The 18,667-nt window shown below is 74.3% G+C and carries 16 protein-coding genes; 10 read left to right on the top strand and 6 right to left on the bottom strand.

All coding sequences use genetic code 11. From position 1 onward, the window contains the following. Positions 1-53 precede the first annotated feature (53 nt). On the bottom strand, positions 54-737 hold the full coding sequence (locus O7603_RS20690; RefSeq protein ID WP_281576750.1) for a DedA family protein: 684 nt from the start codon (positions 735-737) through the stop codon (positions 54-56). A 169-nt stretch (positions 738-906) separates the two neighbouring features. Between O7603_RS20690 and O7603_RS20685 the strand changes: the two genes are divergently transcribed. Continuing rightward, a complete protein-coding gene (locus O7603_RS20685) occupies positions 907-2,076 on the top strand; it encodes a histidine kinase (protein WP_281571451.1) in 1,170 nt (389 codons plus the stop codon). Beyond that, positions 2,073-2,714: a response regulator transcription factor gene (locus O7603_RS20680; protein ID WP_281571450.1), complete on the top strand. Its 642-nt coding sequence runs from the start codon at positions 2,073-2,075 to the stop codon at positions 2,712-2,714. Before O7603_RS20685 ends, O7603_RS20680 begins: the two co-directional genes overlap by 4 nt. A gap of 84 nt (positions 2,715-2,798) precedes the next feature. Here the strand turns inward: O7603_RS20680 and O7603_RS20675 are convergent, their stop codons facing one another. From O7603_RS20675 to O7603_RS20665, 3 genes are all read right to left on the bottom strand, one after another. Then, the gene (locus tag O7603_RS20675) at positions 2,799-3,419 is read right to left on the bottom strand and encodes a DedA family protein (RefSeq protein WP_281571449.1); all 621 of its coding nucleotides are present in this window, start codon (positions 3,417-3,419) and stop codon (positions 2,799-2,801) included. A gap of 78 nt (positions 3,420-3,497) precedes the next feature. Beyond that, positions 3,498-4,400: a MaoC/PaaZ C-terminal domain-containing protein gene (locus O7603_RS20670; protein ID WP_281571448.1), complete on the bottom strand. Its 903-nt coding sequence runs from the start codon at positions 4,398-4,400 to the stop codon at positions 3,498-3,500. Then, positions 4,400-5,782 (bottom strand): 3-oxoacyl-ACP reductase, encoded by a 1,383-nt coding sequence (locus O7603_RS20665; RefSeq protein ID WP_281571447.1) that lies wholly within the window; start codon positions 5,780-5,782, stop codon positions 4,400-4,402. Before O7603_RS20665 ends, O7603_RS20670 begins: the two co-directional genes overlap by 1 nt. 54 nt (positions 5,783-5,836) lie before the next feature. Between O7603_RS20665 and O7603_RS20660 the strand changes: the two genes are divergently transcribed. The 4 genes from O7603_RS20660 to purB all read left to right on the top strand — a co-directional run bounded on the left by O7603_RS20660 (position 5,837) and on the right by purB (position 12,342). Continuing rightward, the gene (locus O7603_RS20660; protein ID WP_281571446.1) at positions 5,837-7,129 is read left to right on the top strand and encodes an acetyl-CoA C-acetyltransferase; all 1,293 of its coding nucleotides are present in this window, start codon (positions 5,837-5,839) and stop codon (positions 7,127-7,129) included. 155 nt (positions 7,130-7,284) lie between these two features. Continuing rightward, complete coding sequence (locus O7603_RS20655; RefSeq protein WP_348651027.1) at positions 7,285-8,340, top strand: glycosyltransferase family 2 protein; 1,056 nt, start codon at positions 7,285-7,287, stop codon at positions 8,338-8,340. Continuing rightward, positions 8,333-10,846 carry a hypothetical protein gene (locus O7603_RS20650; RefSeq protein WP_281571444.1) on the top strand — a complete coding sequence of 838 codons (2,514 nt, stop codon included), beginning with the start codon at positions 8,333-8,335 and terminating at the stop codon, positions 10,844-10,846. Before O7603_RS20655 ends, O7603_RS20650 begins: the two co-directional genes overlap by 8 nt. 71 nt (positions 10,847-10,917) lie before the next feature. Beyond that, a complete protein-coding gene (gene purB / locus O7603_RS20645) occupies positions 10,918-12,342 on the top strand; it encodes an adenylosuccinate lyase (RefSeq protein WP_281571443.1) in 1,425 nt (474 codons plus the stop codon). 118 nt (positions 12,343-12,460) lie between these two features. Here the strand turns inward: purB and O7603_RS20640 are convergent, their stop codons facing one another. Continuing rightward, positions 12,461-12,922: a YbjQ family protein gene (locus O7603_RS20640; RefSeq protein ID WP_281571442.1), complete on the bottom strand. Its 462-nt coding sequence runs from the start codon at positions 12,920-12,922 to the stop codon at positions 12,461-12,463. 129 nt (positions 12,923-13,051) lie between these two features. Then, positions 13,052-13,735: a DUF1986 domain-containing protein gene (locus O7603_RS20635; protein WP_281571441.1), complete on the bottom strand. Its 684-nt coding sequence runs from the start codon at positions 13,733-13,735 to the stop codon at positions 13,052-13,054. Positions 13,736-14,103: 368 nt separating this feature from the next. On the opposite strand from O7603_RS20635, the gene purS reads away from it, so the two are divergent. The 4 genes from purS (at position 14,104) to O7603_RS20615 (ending at position 18,592) form a co-directional block, all read left to right on the top strand. Beyond that, complete coding sequence (purS, locus tag O7603_RS20630; protein WP_091593523.1) at positions 14,104-14,367, top strand: phosphoribosylformylglycinamidine synthase subunit PurS; 264 nt, start codon at positions 14,104-14,106, stop codon at positions 14,365-14,367. After that, positions 14,364-15,047, top strand: a complete 684-nt coding sequence (purQ, locus tag O7603_RS20625) for a phosphoribosylformylglycinamidine synthase subunit PurQ (RefSeq protein ID WP_281571440.1) — start codon at positions 14,364-14,366, stop codon at positions 15,045-15,047. Before purS ends, purQ begins: the two co-directional genes overlap by 4 nt. Before the next feature lie 64 nt (positions 15,048-15,111). Then, the gene (gene purL, locus O7603_RS20620) at positions 15,112-17,832 is read left to right on the top strand and encodes a phosphoribosylformylglycinamidine synthase subunit PurL (protein WP_281571439.1); all 2,721 of its coding nucleotides are present in this window, start codon (positions 15,112-15,114) and stop codon (positions 17,830-17,832) included. Positions 17,833-17,836: 4 nt separating this feature from the next. Beyond that, positions 17,837-18,592 (top strand): 2-phosphosulfolactate phosphatase, encoded by a 756-nt coding sequence (locus tag O7603_RS20615; RefSeq protein WP_281571438.1) that lies wholly within the window; start codon positions 17,837-17,839, stop codon positions 18,590-18,592. Positions 18,593-18,667 lie beyond the last annotated feature (75 nt).

Raw genomic sequence — 18,667 nt, 5'->3', positions numbered from 1 at the left:
CCACCCGACGTCCTCACCGCGCCACCCACGCCCGCACCGCGCCACCCACGGCTTCACCGCGCTGCCCGCCGGGCCGGCGTCGCCCCCGGGCCGGTCGCCAGGATCTCCGTGCGGGTCGCCGCCGTCGCCGCGTCGGGCCTTCGGGAGCGGGCCCGGCGGAGCCCGCGGGCGACCTCGACGACCAGGGTCACCGTGAGGGCGAGACCGAGGCCGAGCAGCAGCCCGCGCAGCGGGTCCTGTTCGAAGGCGAGCCCGCCCAGGTAGCCCACCAGGGCCGAGTAGAGCCCCCAGGAACCAGCGGCCAGCGCGTCGAAGGCCAGGAACCGGCGGCGCGGGTAGCCGACCGCTCCCATGGTGAGCGTGACGGCGGTCCGTCCACCCGGGATGTAGCGCGCCACGGTGAGGATCAGTCCGCCGCGTTCCGCGATGCCGCGCCGGGCCCACTCGACGCCCGCCCGTCGCCGCCCGCCGGCCGGGAGCCGGCCGAGCAGCCGGGCGCCCCCGGTCCGGCCGATGGCGTACGACACGTGGTCGCCCACCAGCGCGCCTGCCGCGGCCACCACGATCACGGCCGGCAGGGACGGCTCACCGGTCGCGGCGAACACACCCGCGGTGATCACCGCGGTCTCGCTCGGCACGACGGGGAAGAACCCGTCGAGCACCGCGATCGTGAAGATCGCCAGGTACACCCAGGGCGAGGACATGGTCTGGTGCAGCAGGTCGAGTAGATCCATGATCCCGATGCTGGTCGCACCGGCCGCCCCCGCCATCGGCCGTCGGTCAGCACCCGAGGGCTACTTAAGTAACCCTCGCCCCGGACCGCGGATCGGGGTCTCCCCCCAAGCCGACCCGGGTCCCTGCGGTCGCCGGTGCCCGAGCCGCCGGCCAGGCCCTAGGCTCGCTCTCGTGGCATCCACCGCCGTCGTGGTCCGGCGGGTCGTCGACCGGTACGCGTCGCCGACGCTCGCCGTGGTCGTCGCCGGTGCCGTCTGGGCGTCCGGCAGCGGCGCGGTCGGCGTCCGCTCGCCGTTGCCCAGCGGCCTGGTGCTGCTGCTCGCTCTGGCATCGGGCTGGGCGGTCTGGGCCAGCCGGACGCGCCGCTGGCCGGTGTTCCTGGCCGCCGCCGTGGGCTGGCTGGTGCTGGCCGCCTGGCCGGCCGGGGTGGTCGCGTCGTACCAGGCGGGCCTCCGGCTGCGCGGCCGGCGCGCGATGACCGCGTATCTCGCCGGCGCCGCCCTGGTGATGACGGCCGGCGTGCTGGTCGGGCTCGCCGTCGGGGGCCTGCGCCAGATCACCACCGCCACCCCGGCCAACGCGGCGGCCATGGCCGCGTGGCTGGTGGCCTTCCCCATGGTCGCCGGCCTTCTGGTCCGGTCCCGGCGGGACGTCCTCACCGCCCTGCGGGACCGGGCCGAGCGGGTGGAATGCGAGCAGGAGGCCCGGGCGGACCGGGTCCGGGCCGAGGAGCGCGCGCGGATCGCCCGCGAGATGCACGACGTGGTGGCGCACCGGGTGTCGCTGATGGTGGTGCACGCCGGGGCGCTGGAGGTGACCGCCACCGAACGGGCGACCGTCGAGGCGGCCGCGCTGATCCGGTCCACCGGCCGGCAGGCGCTCACGGATCTGCGCGAGGTGCTGGGCGTGCTGCGGCAGACCCCCGTGGCCCGGTCCGCCGACTCCGGATCCGGGGACGACCCGCTCCGTGGACTGGACGAGCTGATCCGGGAGTCCCGGGCCGCCGGCCTTCCGGTGCGGCGGCGGGACGAGGGCGACCCGCGCCCGCTGCCGGCGACGGTGTCCCGGACCGTGTACCGGGTGGTCCGGGAGGCGCTGACCAACGTACGCAAGCACGCCCCCGCAGCCGAGACGACGGTCTGCCTGCGTCACCTGGCCGACGGGGTGGAGGTCGCGGTCCGCAACGGCCCGTCGGTGGCCGGGCCCGCCCTGCCCGGCGCAGGGCTGGGCCTGCTCGGCCTGCAGGAGCGGGTCGAGTTGCTCGGCGGCCGGCTGGAGGCCGGGCCGGCGGACGACGGCTTCATCGTCCGGGCGCTGCTTCCCGTGGCGGAGTGGTCGTGATCCGGGTCCTGGTCGTCGACGACGAGCACCTGGTCCGCTCGGGTCTGCGGTTGATCCTGGAGGCGGCCCCGGACATCACGGTGGTCGGCGAGGCGGCGGACGGCGCGACGGCGCTGGTCGAGACGCGCCGGCTCCATCCCGACGTGGTGCTGCTCGACGTCCGGATGCCGGGTACCGACGGATTGACCGCCGCGCCGGAGGTGGCCGCCGCCGGGTCGAAGGTGATCATGCTGACGACCTTCGACCTGGACGAGTACGTGCACCGCGCGCTGCGCGGCGGGGCGGTCGGCTTCCTGCTGAAGGACACCCCGCCCCGCGACCTGGCCGAGGCGGTTCGCGCGGTGGCTGCCGGGAACGCCATGCTCGCCCCGACGGTGACCCGGCGGCTGATCAGTTCGTTCGTCGAGCGCGGCCCGGCCCGCCGGGACGCCGCCCGGCGGCAGCTCGCCCTGCTCACCGGACGGGAGTTGGAGATCGTCCGGGAGGTGGCACGCGGGTACGCCAACGCGGAGATCGCCCGCCGGCTGGGGATGAGCGAACCCACCGTCAAGGCGCACGTCAGCCGGGCGCTGGCCAAACTCCAGGTGGCCAACCGGGTGCAGGTGGCGATCCTGGTGCACGACGCCGACCTGCTGTGACGGCGGTGTCGTTCAGCGGCAGCCGGCGGCCCCGCGCCGGCGGCGTGGTTCAGCGGCGGCCGGCGGCCGGGCCGGTGGTGTCGTTCAGCGGTGGTCGGCGGTCCGACGGTGGGCGCGGCGGCGCACCTTGCGGGCGATCTCCAGGCCGAGCGTGACCGCGACGGCCAGACCCAGCCCGGTCAGTACGCCCTTGATCGGGTCGCGCTCGAACGCCAGCCCGCCGAAGTAGCCGAGCAGTCCGCAGTAGAGCCCCCAGGTGAGCGCCGCGATCGCGTCGAAGAGCAGGAAGGACCGGCGCGGGTAGCGGACCGCGCCCATGGTGAGGGTCACGGCGGTCCGCCCGCCCGGGATGTACCGGGAGGTGGTCAGGATCAGGCCGCCCCGGCGGTCGACTGCCCGCCGGGCCCACTCCGATCCGGTCCGCCGCCGGCTCTGCTCCGGAAAGCGGGCCAACCGCCGCGACCCGCCACCGCGCCCGATCGCGTACGAGATGTGGTCGCCGATCAGCGCGCCGACCGCGGCCGAGAGGATCACTCCGATCAGGTTGGGGTGCCCGCCGGCGGACGACAGGACGGCGGCGGTGATCACCGCCGCCTCGCTCGGGATCGCCGGGAAGAACGCGTCGATCGCGGTGGCGCCGATCAGCACCAGGTACATCCAGGGGGACGTGACCGTGTCCCGCAGCAGGTCGATCACGGCGTCCATGCCCTCATGCTGCTGGTCGAGCTGACGTGAAGGGCCTATTCCCCTACAAATTGGGCCTCCGACGCCGACCGCGCCTGCTCAGCGGACCGAGCCGGCGAGGTGCGGGCGGGCGGAGCGGGCGTCGTGCAGGGCGAACTCCCACCCGGCACCGGCCGGGGTGGCGCTGAACGCGACCGTCCCGGGCAGCGGCACCGGCAGCTTGAACGCCACGTCGACGGTGAACGTGTCCGGCAGCCGGTTCTCCAGCGCGGCGAGGCAGCGTGCCTTGCTCCACATGCCGTGCGCGATCGGGCGCGGAAAGCCGAACAGCCGGGCGCCCAGCCGCGAGGTGTGGATCGGGTTGTGGTCACCGGAGACCCGGGCGTAGTCGACGCCCACCCGGGGCTCGACCCGCCAGGTCGCCGAGGCGGCCGGCGCGGGGGGCCGCTCACCCCGGTCGCGCCGCTCACCGCCGCCGCCGCGCCGCTCCCGGCCGAGGTACGTCGAGACGCCGCGCCACACCTCCTCCCCGTCGACCGACCCGACGAGGACGACGTCGAGCTGCCGCCCCCGGTCGTGCGGGCGCAGGTTCTCCGCGTACGCGGCGAAGTCCAGCCTCTCGTCGCTGCCGATCGGCCGGTGTACGGAGATCCGGTTCGCCACGTGCACCACGCCGGTCAGCGGCACCGGGAACTCCGGCGCGGTCATCAGCCGCAGCGCCAGCGGGAAGCCCATCACGTGCGGGTAGGTCGCCGGCAGCCGGTCGGTCAGCCGGAACCCGCAGACCCGGTCGTAGTCGGCCAGGTGGCCGCGGTCGACCGGCACGCCGCTGACGGTCAGTCGCACCGCCGGCGGTTCGGCGGCCCGCCGGCGGCCGGCGCCGGGCAGCGCGCCGGCCAGCGCGCGGCGGTAGAGCGGCCCGGCCGCGGGCATCCGGGGCAGCTCGACGGTCGTCCGGCCGGTGGCCGGCTCGGGCGTGGTGTCGGTGGAGGGCTCGCTCATCACGCCCCCAGCAGGCTCTGGCCGCAGACGCGGACCACGTTGCCGCTGACCGCCCCGCTGGCCGGCCAGGACAGCCAGCCGATCGTCTCGGCGACGTCGACCGGCAGCCCACCCTGGGACATGCTGTTCATCCGGCGGCCCGCCTCGCGGATCATCACCGGGATCCGGGCGGTCAGCCGGGTCTCGATGAAGCCCGGAGCGACGGCGTTGACGCTGATCCCGCGCTCGCGCAACGCCGGGGCGAGCGAGTCGACCAGCCCGATCACGCCGGCCTTGCTGGTGGCGTAGTTCGTCTGGCCGCGGTTGCCGGCGATCCCGGCGATCGAGGAGACCGAGACGAGCCGCCCGCCGGTGGGGATCAACTCACGGTCCAGCAGGACGTCGTTGATCCGCTCCTGGCTCGACAGGTTGACGTCGATCACCTGGTCCCAGCGGTCGGCGTCCATCCGGCCGAGCGTCCGGTCCCGGGTGATGCCGGCGTTGTGCACCACCACGTCGACCCGGCCGTGCCGGGCGGCGAGGTGCTCGGCGAGCCGGGTCGGTGCGTCCGGCGCGGTCAGGTCGAGCTGTACGGCGGTGCCCCCGATCTCGTTCGCCACCCCGGCCAGCGCGTCCCCGGCGGCCGGGACGTCCAGGGCCACCACCTGCGCGCCGTCCCGGGCGAGCACCCGGGCCAGCGCCGCGCCGATGCCGCGGGCAGCCCCGGTGACCAGGACGACCTGGCCGTCCAGCGGGCGGTCCCAGTCGGCCGGCGTGGTCGCCGGACCCGCGCCGATCCGGATCACCTGCCCCGAGACGTACGCCGAGCGGCCGGAGAGCAGGAAACGGAGGGTCGCTTCCAGGCCGGTGAGCGTGCCGGCCGGGAGGTCCGGGCCGTTCTCGCCGGCACCGGCCGCGCGGGTCGCGTACACCAGTTGGGCGGTGACGCCACGGCCGAACTCCTTGCCGATGCTGCGGGTGAGCCCCTCCAGCGCCCGCTGGGCGGTGGCCTCCCGGGGGTCGGCGCATTCGGCGGGCGGGGTGCCCAACACGATCACCCGGCCGCTCGGCGCGACCGAGCGGGCCGGCGGGTGGAAGAAGTCGTAGAGCTGCCGCAGCCCGGTCGAGTCGGAGATGCCGGTGGCGTCGTAGACGAGCGCGCCGAAGCGCGCCTCCGGTTCGACCCCCGCCGGCTCGCGCACCTCTGTCCCGGCGGCGGCCAGCAGCTTGCCGACCGGCTCGACGAGCCGGCCGCCGGTGGCCGCGCCCAGCAGGGCCGGCCCGGGGAGGAGCGGGTCGCCGGGGCGGTGCCGGCGCAGTCGCGGCGGGTCGGGCAGCCCGAGGCGCTTGACCAGCGCGCGGCCGGCCCCCGATTGGACGAAGCTCGCGTACCTGTCGGTCATAGGCGTAGCCTACTGGCGAGTAGGGTACGGGCAACACTGTCGAGGAGGCGGATCGTGCAGAGCATCCGGCGGGTGGCGGTCATCGGCGGCAACCGCATCCCCTTCGCCCGCTCCAACTCGCGCTACGCGAGCGCGTCCAACGCGGACATGCTCGGTGCTGCGCTGGACGGGCTGATCGCCCGGTACGGGCTGGCCGGGCAGCGGGTCGGCGAGGTGGTCGCCGGGGCGGTGCTCAAGCACTCCCGGGACTTTAACCTCACCCGCGAGGTGGTGCTCGGCTCCCGGCTCGACCCGCACACCCCGGCGTACGACATCCAGCAGGCCTGCGGCACCGGCCTGGAGGCGGCGATCCTGGTCGCCAACAAGATCGCTCTCGGGCAGATCGACGTCGGCATCGCCGGCGGCGTGGACACCACCTCGGACGCGCCGCTCGCCGTCAACGAGGACCTGCGTCGGACGCTGCTCAAGCTCAACAGCGCACGCACGCTGGGCGAGCGGCTCAAGGTGGCCGCGAAACTCCGCCCGCTCCAGCCGTTCAAGCCGGAGATCCCGCGCAACGCCGAGCCGCGTACCGGACTGTCGATGGGGGAGCACGCCGCCCGCACGGCGCTGCGCTGGAACGTCGACCGGCGGTCGCAGGACGAGCTGGCGCTCCGGTCGCACCAGCGGCTGGCCGCCGCGTACGACCGGGGCTTCTTCGACGACCTGATGACGCCCTACCTCGGGCTGACCCGGGACCAGAACCTCCGTGCCGACACCAGCCTGGAGAAGCTGGGCTCGCTGAAGCCGGTCTTCGGCGCCAAGGGGCCGGACGCCGAGCACGCGACGATGACCGCCGGCAACTCCTCGCCGCTGACCGACGGGGCGTCCACCGTCCTGCTCGCCTCCGAGGAGTGGGCCCGCGCCCACAGCCTGCCGGTGCTCGCCTGGTTCAGCTGGTCGGAGACGGCCGCCGTCGACTTCGTGCACGGCGACGAGGGGCTGCTGATGGCACCGACGTACGCGGTCCCGCGGATGCTCGCCCGGGCCGGGCTGACCCTTCAGGACTTCGACTACTACGAGATCCACGAGGCGTTCGCCTCGCAGGTGCTGGCCACCCTGGCCGCGTGGGAGTCGCCGGAGTTCTGCAAGGACCGCCTCGGGCTGGACGCCCCGCTCGGCGCGATCGACCGCGAGAAGCTCAACGTCAACGGCTCCTCGCTGGCCGCGGGACACCCGTTCGCGGCGACCGGCGGCCGGATCGCGGCGACGCTTTCGAAGCTGCTGGCCGAGAAGGGCGCCGGCCGTGGCCTGATCTCGATCTGCGCCGCCGGCGGCCAGGGTGTGACGGCGATCCTGGAGCGCTGAGCCGCCCCCAAAGGGACGTACCGGTCGCGGGTCGCCGGACGTGCCGGCCGTTCCCGGGCGGCTGACCAGCGTTCGTCAACCGTTCATGCCGGCGCCAGGCCGCCGCCATCTCGTCACGCGAAGGTGACTCGCCACGTGCCCACGCACGTGACCAGATGACTCCTCTGCGTCCGGAACGGGGCCGGCAAGCGATGGGAACGCACACATCTGGGGAGATCACGCTGTCCGTGGTCGTCCCCATGTTCAACGAAGAAGCGGTGATCCCCGCCTTCGTCGCCCGGCTCCGGCCGGTGCTCGACGGGCTGGATGTCCCGTACGAGGTGGTCGCCGTCGACGACGGCAGCCGGGACGGCACCGTCGCCCTGCTGACCGAGCAGTCCCGGGAGTGGCCGCAGTTGCGGACGATCCGGCTGCGCCGCAACAGCGGTCACCAGGCCGCCCTCACCGCCGGCCTGCACCGGTCCCGGGGCGCCTGGGTGGTCAGCCTCGACGCGGACCTCCAGGACCCGCCGGAGACCATCAGCGAGATGCTCCGGCTGGCCCGGGCGGGCGCCCACGTGGTGTACGGCGTCCGCGTCGACCGCAGCACCGACACGATTTTCAAGCGACACACCGCGCGCGCCTATTACCGGCTGATGCGGCGGGTCGTCGGCGCCGAGGTACCCGCCCAGGCCGGCGACTTCCGGATGATCAGCCGGGAGGTGGTGGAGACGCTGCGCCGGCTGCCCGAACGCACGCCGGTCTACCGGCTGCTGGTGCCGGCGCTCGGGTTCCCCAGCGCCGAGGTGCGCTACGTCCGGGCCGCCCGGGTGGCGGGGGAGACGAAGTACCCGCTGCCGAAGATGGTCGCCCTCGCCTGGGACAGCGTGGCCAACTTCTCCGCCGCGCCGCTGCGGCTGGCCACCTGGCTCGGCGCGGTCAGTTTCCTGGGCTGCCTTGTGCTGATCGCGTTCGGCCTCGTCGCCCACCTCCGCGGGGTGACCATCCCCGGTTGGACCTCGACGTTCGTCGCCGTGCTGCTGCTGGGCGGCGTGCAGCTGGTCTGCCTCGGCCTGCTCGGCGAGTACGTCGGGCGGATCTACGCCACCGTGCAGAGCCGCCCGACGTTCCACATCGGCGCGGACTCCCTGGACGCCGACGAGGTGGCGGCCGACCCCGACGCGGCGGACGCCCCGTCGCCACGCCAGCCCGCCGTGGTCACCGGTGGCTGAGGCGCTGCTCGCCGAGCGCGCCCCCGCACCGGTCGGCCCCGCTCGGCGGCCCGTCGACCAGCGGGTCCTGGCGACGCTGCCCTGGCTGGTCGTGCTCGCCGCGCTGCCCGCCGCCTGGTGGTGGACGGGCGTGCCGGCGGCCGACGTGATCAAATTCGCGGCCTACTGGGGGCTGGCGTTGGTGCTGCCCGGGACCCTGGTGCACCGCGCGCTGCGGGGTGGCCGGGGCAACCTGGCCGAGGACCTCGGCTACGGCGCGGCGACCGGACTCCTGCTCGAACTGGCGGCCTGGGCGCTGGCCGCCGCGACCGGCGGGCAGCAACTGCTGCGCTGGTGGCCGGTGCCGGTCGTGGCAGCGTTCGTGGCGGTGCCTCGGCTGCGCCGGCACTGGCGGGTCGGGCCGCGCCGGCCGCTCCCGGTGGCCTGGCACTGGTCGACCTGCGCGGTTCTCCTGCTGCTGCTGATCTGGGGCGTCGCCCAGTGGCGCCTGGTCCCGTTGCCGCCGGTGAATCACGGCTACTACCAGGACCTGCTCTATCACCTGGGTCTGGTGCAGGAGCTGACCCGGTCCATGCCGTTCGAGTTGCCGCACGTGGCCGGCGAGTCGCTGCGCTACCACTACCTCTCGGACGCCCACATCGCCGCCGGCAGCATGATCACCGGACTGCCGCCGGCGACGGTGCTGCTGCGCCTCTGGCTGGTGCCGGTCGTCGCCACCGCGGCGCTGGTCACCGCGGGCCTTGCCCGGGACCTGGCCGGAGTGTGGTGGTCCGGGCCGGTCGTCGCCGCCCTCGGCTACGTCGGGCTGCCGGTGGTCCTCGGCTCCACCGTCGCCGACGGCACCATCCCGCTGTCGTACGCCAGCCCGTCGCAGACGTACGTCCTGCCGCTCGTGGTGCTGCTCGCCGGGCTCTGCGTCGAGGTGGTCCGGGGTCGGGGCCTCGGCCCCGGTTGGGTGCTGGTGCCGGCGATCGGGCTGGCCTGCGCCGGTGCCAAGTCCAGCGCCCTGCCGCCGTTGATCGCCGGCCTCGTGCTGGCCGGCCTGGTCGCCTGGTGGACGCGCCGCCGGGTGCCGTGGCCGGCGCTGGCGGCACTGCTCTGTCTGCTCGCGGCGATGGGGGTCGGGTATCGGCTCTTCGCCGGCGGTGGCGCGGGCACCCTCCGGGTGCAGCTGTTCGGGCTGCTCCGCTTCTGGCTGGCGTACGGCGAGACCGTCGGCTCCGACGACGGCGTCAAGGCGGGCGGGGTGCTCACCCCCGGCCTCGCCCACGCCGATGTGACCGGCTGGGTGGTCGTGCTCTCCCTGCTCGCCTGGTGGCTGCTGATGCAGGCGCCCCGGCTGGTCGGCTTCCTGCTGCCGGCGTCCCGCGAACACCGGGCCGACCCGGCCGGCTGGCTGCTCGCCGGTGCGGTGACCGCCGGCGCCGGCGCAACCTGGGTCTTCCACCACCCGTCGGCCAGTCAGATCTACTTCTGGCTGGCGGTGATCCCGTTCGGTGCGGTGCTGACCGGATGGTTCTTCGCGGCGATCCGGCCGGCCTGGCCGGCGGCGTTGACCGCCGCGGCGGCCGGCGCGGTCGCGCAGCTGGTCGCGCCGGCGATCGGTCGGCCCGCGCCGACTCCGGCGGGCTGGCTCGGGGTGCTGGCCGGCAGCGCCGCCCGGCTCGCCGCCTTCGTGATCCTCGCGGCGGCGCTCGCCGTCGGCGTCACCGCCCTGCTCGGCCGCCGCGCCGCCGACCGGGACGGGATCGCCCACCCCGACGGCGCACCCCGGCCGGACCTGCCGGACGGTGCCCTTGTGGCCGGGGCGGGCGAGCCCGCCGACGCGGGGGAGACGTCCGGTGAGAAGGGTGGGGACCGCCCCGGTGACCCGGACGGCGGGCATCGGCCCGGCGTGCGGCGGACGGGCTCGGGGCGGCTCGGCGGCCGGCGGTGGTCGACGGTGGCGTTGGCCGGCGTGACCGCGGCGCTCCTCGGTGCCAGCGTGGTCCCGGGAGTCGAGGGGATCGTGCGCTCCGTCAACCAGGAGGCCGCTCCGGCCGACCCGGCGGGCCAGCGGTTCGTGGTGACCGCCGCCGAGATGCGTGGCGCGCTGTGGCTGGACGCGCACGCCGCCGACGACGACGTGGTCGCGACCAATGTGCACTGCCGGCCGGTGCGGACGACCCCACACTGCGACGCGCGGGCCTACTGGGTGACCGGTCTGGGCGGGCACCGGGCGGTGGTGGAGAGCTGGGCGTACACCGACGCGGCGCTGGCCGCGCACGGCAAGGACGGCCTCGGCTACCCCCGGCAGGGCCCACCGGACGCGGAGTTGTTCGCGCTGAACGAGCGGGTCTTCACCGCCCCCACGGCAGCCGACCTGGACCGGCTGCGTCGCGAGTTCGGTGTGCGCTGGCTCTTCGCCGACGCCCGCGCCGGGGCGGTCTCGCCGGAGCTGGCCCGGCTGGCGCCGGTCCGGCACGTCTCGGGTCCGGTCACCGTGTACGAGCTGCCTCGATCCTGAGTCGGTGAGCCCCGCCCCAGGGGACGGGGCTCACCGACGCCGCTCCGACCGGATGCGGGAGACTGAGGTACGTGACGACGATCCCGAACGTGCTCGCCCACCGGTACGCCTCGCCGGAACTGGTCGCCCTCTGGTCCCCGGAGGAGAAGATCCGGATGGAGCGGCGGCTCTGGCTCGCCGTGCTCCGCGCCCAGCGTGACCTCGGCGTGCCGGTGCCGGACGGGGTGGTCGAGGCGTACGAGCGGGTGGTCGACGACGTCGACCTGGCCTCGATCGCGGCGCGCGAGCGGGTCACCCGGCACGACGTGAAGGCCCGGATCGAGGAGTTCAGCTCGCTCGCCGGGCACGAGCACGTGCACAAGGGGATGACGTCCCGGGACCTCACCGAGAACGTCGAGCAGCTCCAGATCCGCGCGTCGCTGGAGCTGATCCGGGACCGGGTGGTCGCCACCCTGGCCCGGCTGGCGTGGCACGCGCACGAGTACTCCGGCGTGGTGATGGCGGGCCGCTCGCACAACGTGGCCGCGCAGGCCACCACGCTCGGCAAGCGCTTCGCGTCGGCGGCCGAGGAGCTGCTCATCGCGTACGAGCGGCTGGAGGACCTGATCGCCCGCTACCCGCTGCGGGGGATCAAGGGTCCGGTCGGCACCGCCGCCGACCAGCTCGACCTCTTCGACGGCGACGCGGAGAAGGTCGCCGAGCTGGAGCGCCGGGTGGCCGGGCACCTCGGCTTCTCCCGGGTGCTCGACAGCGTCGGGCAGGTCTACCCCCGGTCACTCGACTTCGACGTGGTCTCCGCGCTGGCCCAGGTGGCCGCCGGGCCGTCCTCGCTGGCCACGACGATCCGGCTGATGGTCGGCCAGGAGCTGGTGACCGAGGGCTTCAAGCCCGGCCAGGTGGGCTCCAGCGCGATGCCGCACAAGATGAACACCCGGTCCAGTGAGCGGGTGAACGGGTTCGCCGTGATCATCCGGGGCTACCTGTCGATGGTCGGCGAGCTGGCCGGCGACCAGTGGAACGAGGGCGACGTCTCCTGCTCGGTGGTCCGCCGGGTGGCCCTGCCGGACGCGTTCTTCGCCGCCGACGGGCTGTTCCAGACGTTCCTCACCGTGCTCGACGAGTTCGGCGCGTACCCGGCGGTGATCAACCGGGAGCTCGAGCGCTTCCTGCCGTTCCTGGCCACCACGAAGATCCTGGTGGCGGCGGTCCGGCGCGGCGTGGGCCGGGAGGTCGCGCACGAGGTGATCAAGGAGCACGCGGTCGCCGTCGCGCTGGGCATGCGGGAGAAGGGCGCGCTCGAGAACGACCTCTTCGACCGGCTCGCCGCGGACGGCCGGCTGGGCCTCACCCGGGCCGAGATCGACGAGCTGGTGGCCGACCGGGCCGCCTTCGTCGGCGCGGCCCCCGCCCAGGTCCAGTCGGTGACCCGCCGCATCAGCAAGATCGTCGAATCCCACCCCGACGCCGCCACCTACAGCCCACCCCCGATCCTCTAACCCCACGGCGGCCCCCCGACGCTCACCGCGTTGATCATGAGGTCTGCGGCGAAGTCGATCTCCAGAAGTGCCGCAAACGTCATGATCAACCGGGGAGGTTGGCCGGGTGGTGGTGGGGTCAGGGTTCGCGGGTGGGGGTTTCGGCGGCGGTGGAGAGGTTGGGCGCGCTCGCCGGTTCGGCGATGCCGCTGGGCGCCTCCGCGAGCTCCGGCTCGTGGGCCGTCTCCGCGGCGACCAGGGGCTGGTCGTGCGGCATGACGTCGGGCACCTTGGGTACGACGATCACCGCCGTGCCGTACGCGCAGATCTCCATCCACATCTCGCCGCAGTCGCGACTGTCGAACCGCATGCCGATCACGGCGTTCGCGCCGAGCCGGCGGGCCTCCTCGCCCAGCCGGGCGACGGAGTCGGTGCGCCACCGGGTGAGGTTGTCGGGGGCCATCGGGTCGTACGCCCCGCCGCGCAGGTTCTTGACGCCCTCGCGGTACGGGTTACGCGTCCTGGCCATCGATGACACCACCTCACCGAGGATCTGGCGGATCTCGTACCCGGGCAGTTGGTCCGTCGTCACGACCAGCACGGTTCCGATGCTGTCAGGGCGGGCCACACCCGATCGTGAAGATTGTTCACCTGATCGGATGCTGAAAAACCGCGCGGCGCGGACGGCCGGCACGTCGTCGGCCATCCGCGCCGCCCAGGGCGCTAACCGTCAGACACCGGCCACCGAGGTGATCCAGGATCGGTTGTACGCGACGCTGCCGTAGTTCTGGATGTTCACGCCGTCGGCGGTCGACGCGACGCCGACCTGCCGGCCGTTGTAGAACTGCGGGCCGCCCGAGTCGCCCCGCCAGGCGTTGCCGTTGATCCGCGTGCTGCGGATCGCCTGCCCGCCGTACGCGTCGGTGGCGCTGTTGCTGGTCACCTGGACGTTGGCGGTCTTGAGCTGGCTCGACGCGGAGCAGCCGCTGTAGCAGGTCATGCCCCAGCCGTAGATCGAGTTGGTCGAGCCGATCGGCGGGTTGCTGGTGGCCAGCGTGACCGCCGAGGTGCTCACCGAGCTGGAGAGGCGCATCAGGGCCAGGTCGTAGCGGGTGTACGTGGCGCTGACCGTGCGGGTGACGCCGCCCGAGGAGCGGTACACGCTGCCGACGCGGACCGACATCGAGCCACTGACGCAGTGGCGGGCGGTGAGCACCCACTGCGCGGCGATCACGCTGCCGGAGCAGGTGAACGAGCCGTTGCTGAAGACGGCGGCGGCCCACGGGGCGGACGACACGGTGCCGCCGCCGATGATGGGCTGCGGCCCTTCGGGGGCGGCGGTGGCGCCCGAGGCGGCGCCGACGACGCCGACCAGCGCGGTGCTGATCGCCACGAGCAGGGAACGGATACGCATCTCGGTGGACTCCTTGACGGTGGGCGGGACCCGGGGTCGCCGGGCGGGGTGGCCGGCGGTGGGGGTCACCCATCGCCAGATCATCGAACTCTGTCGATGTAGGCTAGGGGTCGGCGGCGCCGATTTCAAGGATTCGATCGAGATTGGGCAATGTAACGATTCGGCCTCTCCGCACGCCTTAAATGGCCTGGTGGGAGCGGGTGTCGAGGCTCTCGGGGCGCTACGGGCCCCGCGCGACGGGTGGTTACGTCGATCACTGCCTCGACCGAGCCCGGCCGGTGCGGCCGGAGCGATATCTGCCAGGTAGGCTGGCTGCGCTCGCCCCATGTGGGTCGGCACCCAACTGCGTACACAGTCAGGAGTGCCCAGTGCCTCGCGTCGTCGTCGACGTCATGCTCAAGCCCGAGATCCTCGATCCGCAGGGCCAGGCTGTCGCTAACGCGCTGCCGCGGCTCGGCGTCAGCGACGTCGCCTCGGTCCGGATCGGTCGTCGGATCGAGATCGAGTTCACCGGTGAGCCGGACCTGGACCGGGCCCGGGAGATCGCCGACAAGCTGCTCGCCAACCCGGTCATCGAGGACTTCACCGTCCGCCTGGTCGAGGCCGACGAGACCGCGGGCGCGCGACCGTGACCGCGCGGGTCGGAGTGGTCACCTTCCCCGGCTCGCTCGACGACGGGGACGCGGCCCGGGCCGTCCGGCTCGCCGGCGCCGAGCCGGTCCGGCTCTGGCACGGTGACCCGGACCTGCACGGCGTGGACGCGGTCGTCCTGCCCGGCGGCTTCTCCTACGGTGACTACCTGCGGTGCGGCGCGATCGCCCGGTTCGCCCCGGTGATGGAGACGATCGTCGACGCGGCCCGGGGCGGCCTGCCGGTGCTCGGCATCTGCAACGGCTTCCAGATCCTCTGCGAGGCCCACCTGCTGCCCGGCGCGCTCACCCGCAACCAGCACCTGCACTTCCGCAACCGGGACCAGTTCCTGCGCATCGAGACGGCCGGCACCGCGTGGACCAACGCGTTCCAGCCCGGCCAGGAGATCCTGATCCCGGTCAAGAACGGCGAGGGCTGCTACGTCGCCGACGCCGCGACGCTGGACCAGCTCGAGGCCGAGGGCCGGGTGGTCGCCCGCTACATCGGCGGCAACCCCAACGGGTCGCAGCGCGACATCGCCGCGATCACCAACCAGGCCGGGAACGTGGTCGGCATCATGCCGCACCCCGAGCACGCGGTCGAGGCGCTCACCGGCCCCTCCCTGGACGGGCTCGGCTTCTTCACCTCCGCCCTCAAGCACCTGGTGGGGGCGCCGGCGTGAGCGCCAGGACGATCGGCCAGCTCGACCGCCCGGCGGGCGGGCACGAGCGCAGCGAGGAGAGGTCATGACCACCCATCCGGACCCGGTACGGGAGACCCCGGAGGCCTTCCCGGCCGCGCCGGCGCAGCCGGTGGAGCCGAGCCCGGCGGCCGTCGTACCGCCGGCCGCCGCGGCCCAGCCGGCCCGGCCCGCCGAGCCGACGGCCGCGGACTGGGCCGACGGCGTGGACACCGTGCCGCGCGCCGGTGGCACGCCCGGCGAGCTCCAGCCGTACGCCGAGCTCGGTCTCCGCGACGACGAGTACGACCGGATCCGGCAGATCCTCGGCCGGCGGCCCACCCAGGCCGAGCTGGCGATGTACTCGATCATGTGGAGCGAGCACTGCTCGTACAAGTCCAGCAAGGTGCACCTGCGCCAGTTCGGTGAGAAGGCCCCGTCGAGCGACCGGCTGCTCGCCGGCATCGGTGAGAACGCCGGCGTCGTGCAGGTCTCCGACGAGCTGGCGGTGACCTTCAAGGTCGAGTCGCACAACCACCCGAGCTTCGTCGAGCCCTACCAGGGCGCGGCCACCGGCGTCGGCGGCATCGTGCGGGACATCCTGGCGATGGGCGCCCGCCCGGTCGCGGTGATGGACCCGCTGCGCTTCGGCGCCGCCGACCACCCGGACACCGCCCGGGTGCTCACCGGCGTCGTCGCCGGTGTCGGCGGCTACGGCAACTGCCTCGGCCTGCCGAACATCGGCGGCGAGCTGGTCTTCGACCCGTCCTACCAGGGCAACCCGCTGCTCAACGCGCTCTGCCTCGGCGTGCTGCCGGTCAACCGGCTGCAGAACAAGGCCGCCGCCGGCCCCGGCAACGTCGTGGTGCTGATGGGCGCCAAGACCGGCCGGGACGGCATCGGCGGCGTGTCGGTGCTGGCCAGCGCCACCTTCGACGAGGGCAGCGAGGCCCGCCGCCCGGCCGTGCAGGTGGGCGACCCGTTCACCGAGAAGCTGCTGATCGAGGCCTGTCTCGAGCTGTACGACGCCGAGCTGGTGGTCGGCATCCAGGACCTCGGCGGCGCCGGGCTGACCTGTGCGCTCACCGAGACCGCCGCGGCGGCCGGCACCGGCATGCGGGTGTGGCTGGAGCGGGTGCCGCTGCGCGAGCCCTCGATGGAGCCGCACGAGATCCTCGCCAGCGAGTCGCAGGAGCGGATGCTGCTCGTCGTCGCGCCCGACAAGCTCGACGCGGTGCTCAAGACCGCCGAGAAGTGGGGCGTGCTGGCCACCGCGATCGGCGAGGTGACCGCGCCCGCGCCGGACGGCCGCCCCGGCCGGCTGACCATCACCTGGCGGGACCACCTGGTGGTCGACGTGCCGCCGGGCTCGCTGGTCGACGACGGCCCGGTCTACGCCCGCCCGATGCGGGAGCCGGCCGACCTGATCCTGCTCCAGGCCGACCGGGCCGAGACCCTGCCCCGCCCGGCCGACCCGGAGGCGCTGCGGGAGACCGTGCTGCGCATGATCGCCTCGCCGAACCTGGCCGACAAGACCTGGGTCACCGAGCAGTACGACCGCTACGTGCTGGGCAACACCGTGCTCGCCCAGCCGGAGGACTCCGGCGTGATCCGCATCGACGAGCGGACCGGGCTCGGGGTGGCCCTGTCGGTGGACGGCAACGGCCGGTACACCCGGCTCGACCCGTACCACGGCACGAAGCTCGCGCTGGCCGAGGCGTACCGGAACGTGGCCGTCACCGGCGCGAAGCCGATCGCGGTCACCAACTGCCTCAACTTCGGCTCGCCGGAGGACCCGGGCGTGATGTGGCAGTTCGCCGAGGCCGTCCGCGGCCTCGCGGACGGCTGCGCCGAGCTGGGTATCCCGGTGACCGGTGGCAACGTCAGCTTCTACAACCAGACCGGCGCGGCGGCGATCCACCCGACCCCGGTGGTCGGCGTGCTGGGCGTGCTGGACAACGTGGCCGACCGGGTGCCGATGGGCTTCGTGCCGCGGCCGAACGGCGACCACGACCAGCTCTTCCTCCTCGGCGAGACGCACGTCGAGCTCTCCGGCTCGGAGTGGGCCTGGGTGACCCACGAACACCTCGGCGGCATCCCGCCGCAGGTCGACCTCGCCCGGGAGAAGGCGCTGGCCGAGTTGCTGGCCGAGGCGGCCCGGGTGGGCCACCTCAGCTCGGCGCACGACCTCTCCGACGGCGGCCTCGCCCAGAGCCTGGTCGAGTCCTGCCTGCGTCGCGGGGTGGGGGCCCGGATCGCGGTGCCGGAGCAGTTCGCCGGCGGCTCGATGCCGTTCGTCTACCTGTTCAGCGAGTCCGCCGGGCGGGTGCTGGTGTCGGTGCCGCGCGGGCACGAGAAGGCGTTCACCGCCCTCTGCGCCGAGCGCGGCGTGGCGCTCGAGCTGATCGGGGTCACCGACCCGACCGGCGGCGCGCTGGAGGTGCACGGCCAGTTCCGGATCGGCCTGGACGAGCTGCGCGCCGCCCACACCGCCACCCTGCCGAAGCTCTTCGGCGGCCTGGAGTCGGTCGAGGTGCCGGCACCGGCGACCGGTGTGGCGGGGGCCGTCGAGGCCGTGCCGCTGCCGGTCGCGGACTCGGCGGCCGAGGTCGCTCCGGTCGACCCGGAGTCGGTCGAGAGCGAGCCGATCGCCTCGGCCGGGCCGGTCGCGCCGGCCGGTCCGGTGGAGCCGGTCGCCGCGCAGGCGGCCGACGAACCGATCGGCGACGAGCCGGCGGACCCTGACTCCGGTGCCACCGAACAGCCGTCGGCGCCTGACGAGCGCTGAGGCGTTGACTGCCGCGGTCTACGCCCAACCCGGTTCCGGTGCCCGCTTCGACTGGGGCCTGACCGGCGCGGCCGAACTGGGCCGCGTCTGTGCCGCGCTGGTGGTGGTGGACGTGCTCTCGTTCACCACCGCCGTCGAGGTCGCGGTCAGCCGGGGCATGCGGGTGCACCCGTTCCCGTGGGGCGAACAGGCGGCCGACTACGCGCGCCGGGTCGGCGCCGTGGCAGCGGTCGGCCGCCGGCAGGCCAGCCCGGAGCAGCCGTGGTCGCTCTCGCCTGCGGCACTGAGCACCGCCCCGGTCGTCGCCGACCTCGTGCTGCCCTCGCCCAACGGCTCGGCGATCAGCGCCGCGGCCAGCGCCACCGGGCTCCCGGTGGTGGCGGCCTGCCTGCGCAACGCCCGCGCCGTCGGGCGATGGCTGCGCCGCCAGGGGTACGGCTCGTCGGACGCCCCGGTGGGCGTCGTCGCCGCCGGGGAGCGCTGGCCGGACGGGTCGCTGCGCCCCTCGGTGGAGGACCAGCTCGGCGCCGCCAGCGTGCTGGACGCGCTCTCCGGCGTACCGGGTGGGCTCTCCGTGGAGGCGGCCATGGCGCTCGCCGCGCTGGCCAGCACACCGGACGTACCGGCCGCGGTCCGCGGGTGCGTCTCCGGTCGGGAGCTGGTCGAGCACGGGTTCGGCGGGGACGTGGACATCGCCGTGCAGGTCGACGTGTCGGACGTGGTGCCGCTGCTGCGCCAGGGCGCGTTCGCCGCGGCCTGATTCCCCCGTCCCGGGACATGCCGAAGGGGCCGCCCGGTCGTTCGGGCGGCCCCTTCGTGGTTGCCTGCGGCGGTG

It is taken from the genome of Micromonospora sp. WMMD812 (assembly GCF_027497215.1).
In the GTDB taxonomy this organism is placed as follows: domain Bacteria; phylum Actinomycetota; class Actinomycetes; order Mycobacteriales; family Micromonosporaceae; genus Micromonospora.
Note: the sequence above shows the minus strand (reverse complement) of the source record. Positions and strands in the feature narration are given on the sequence as shown.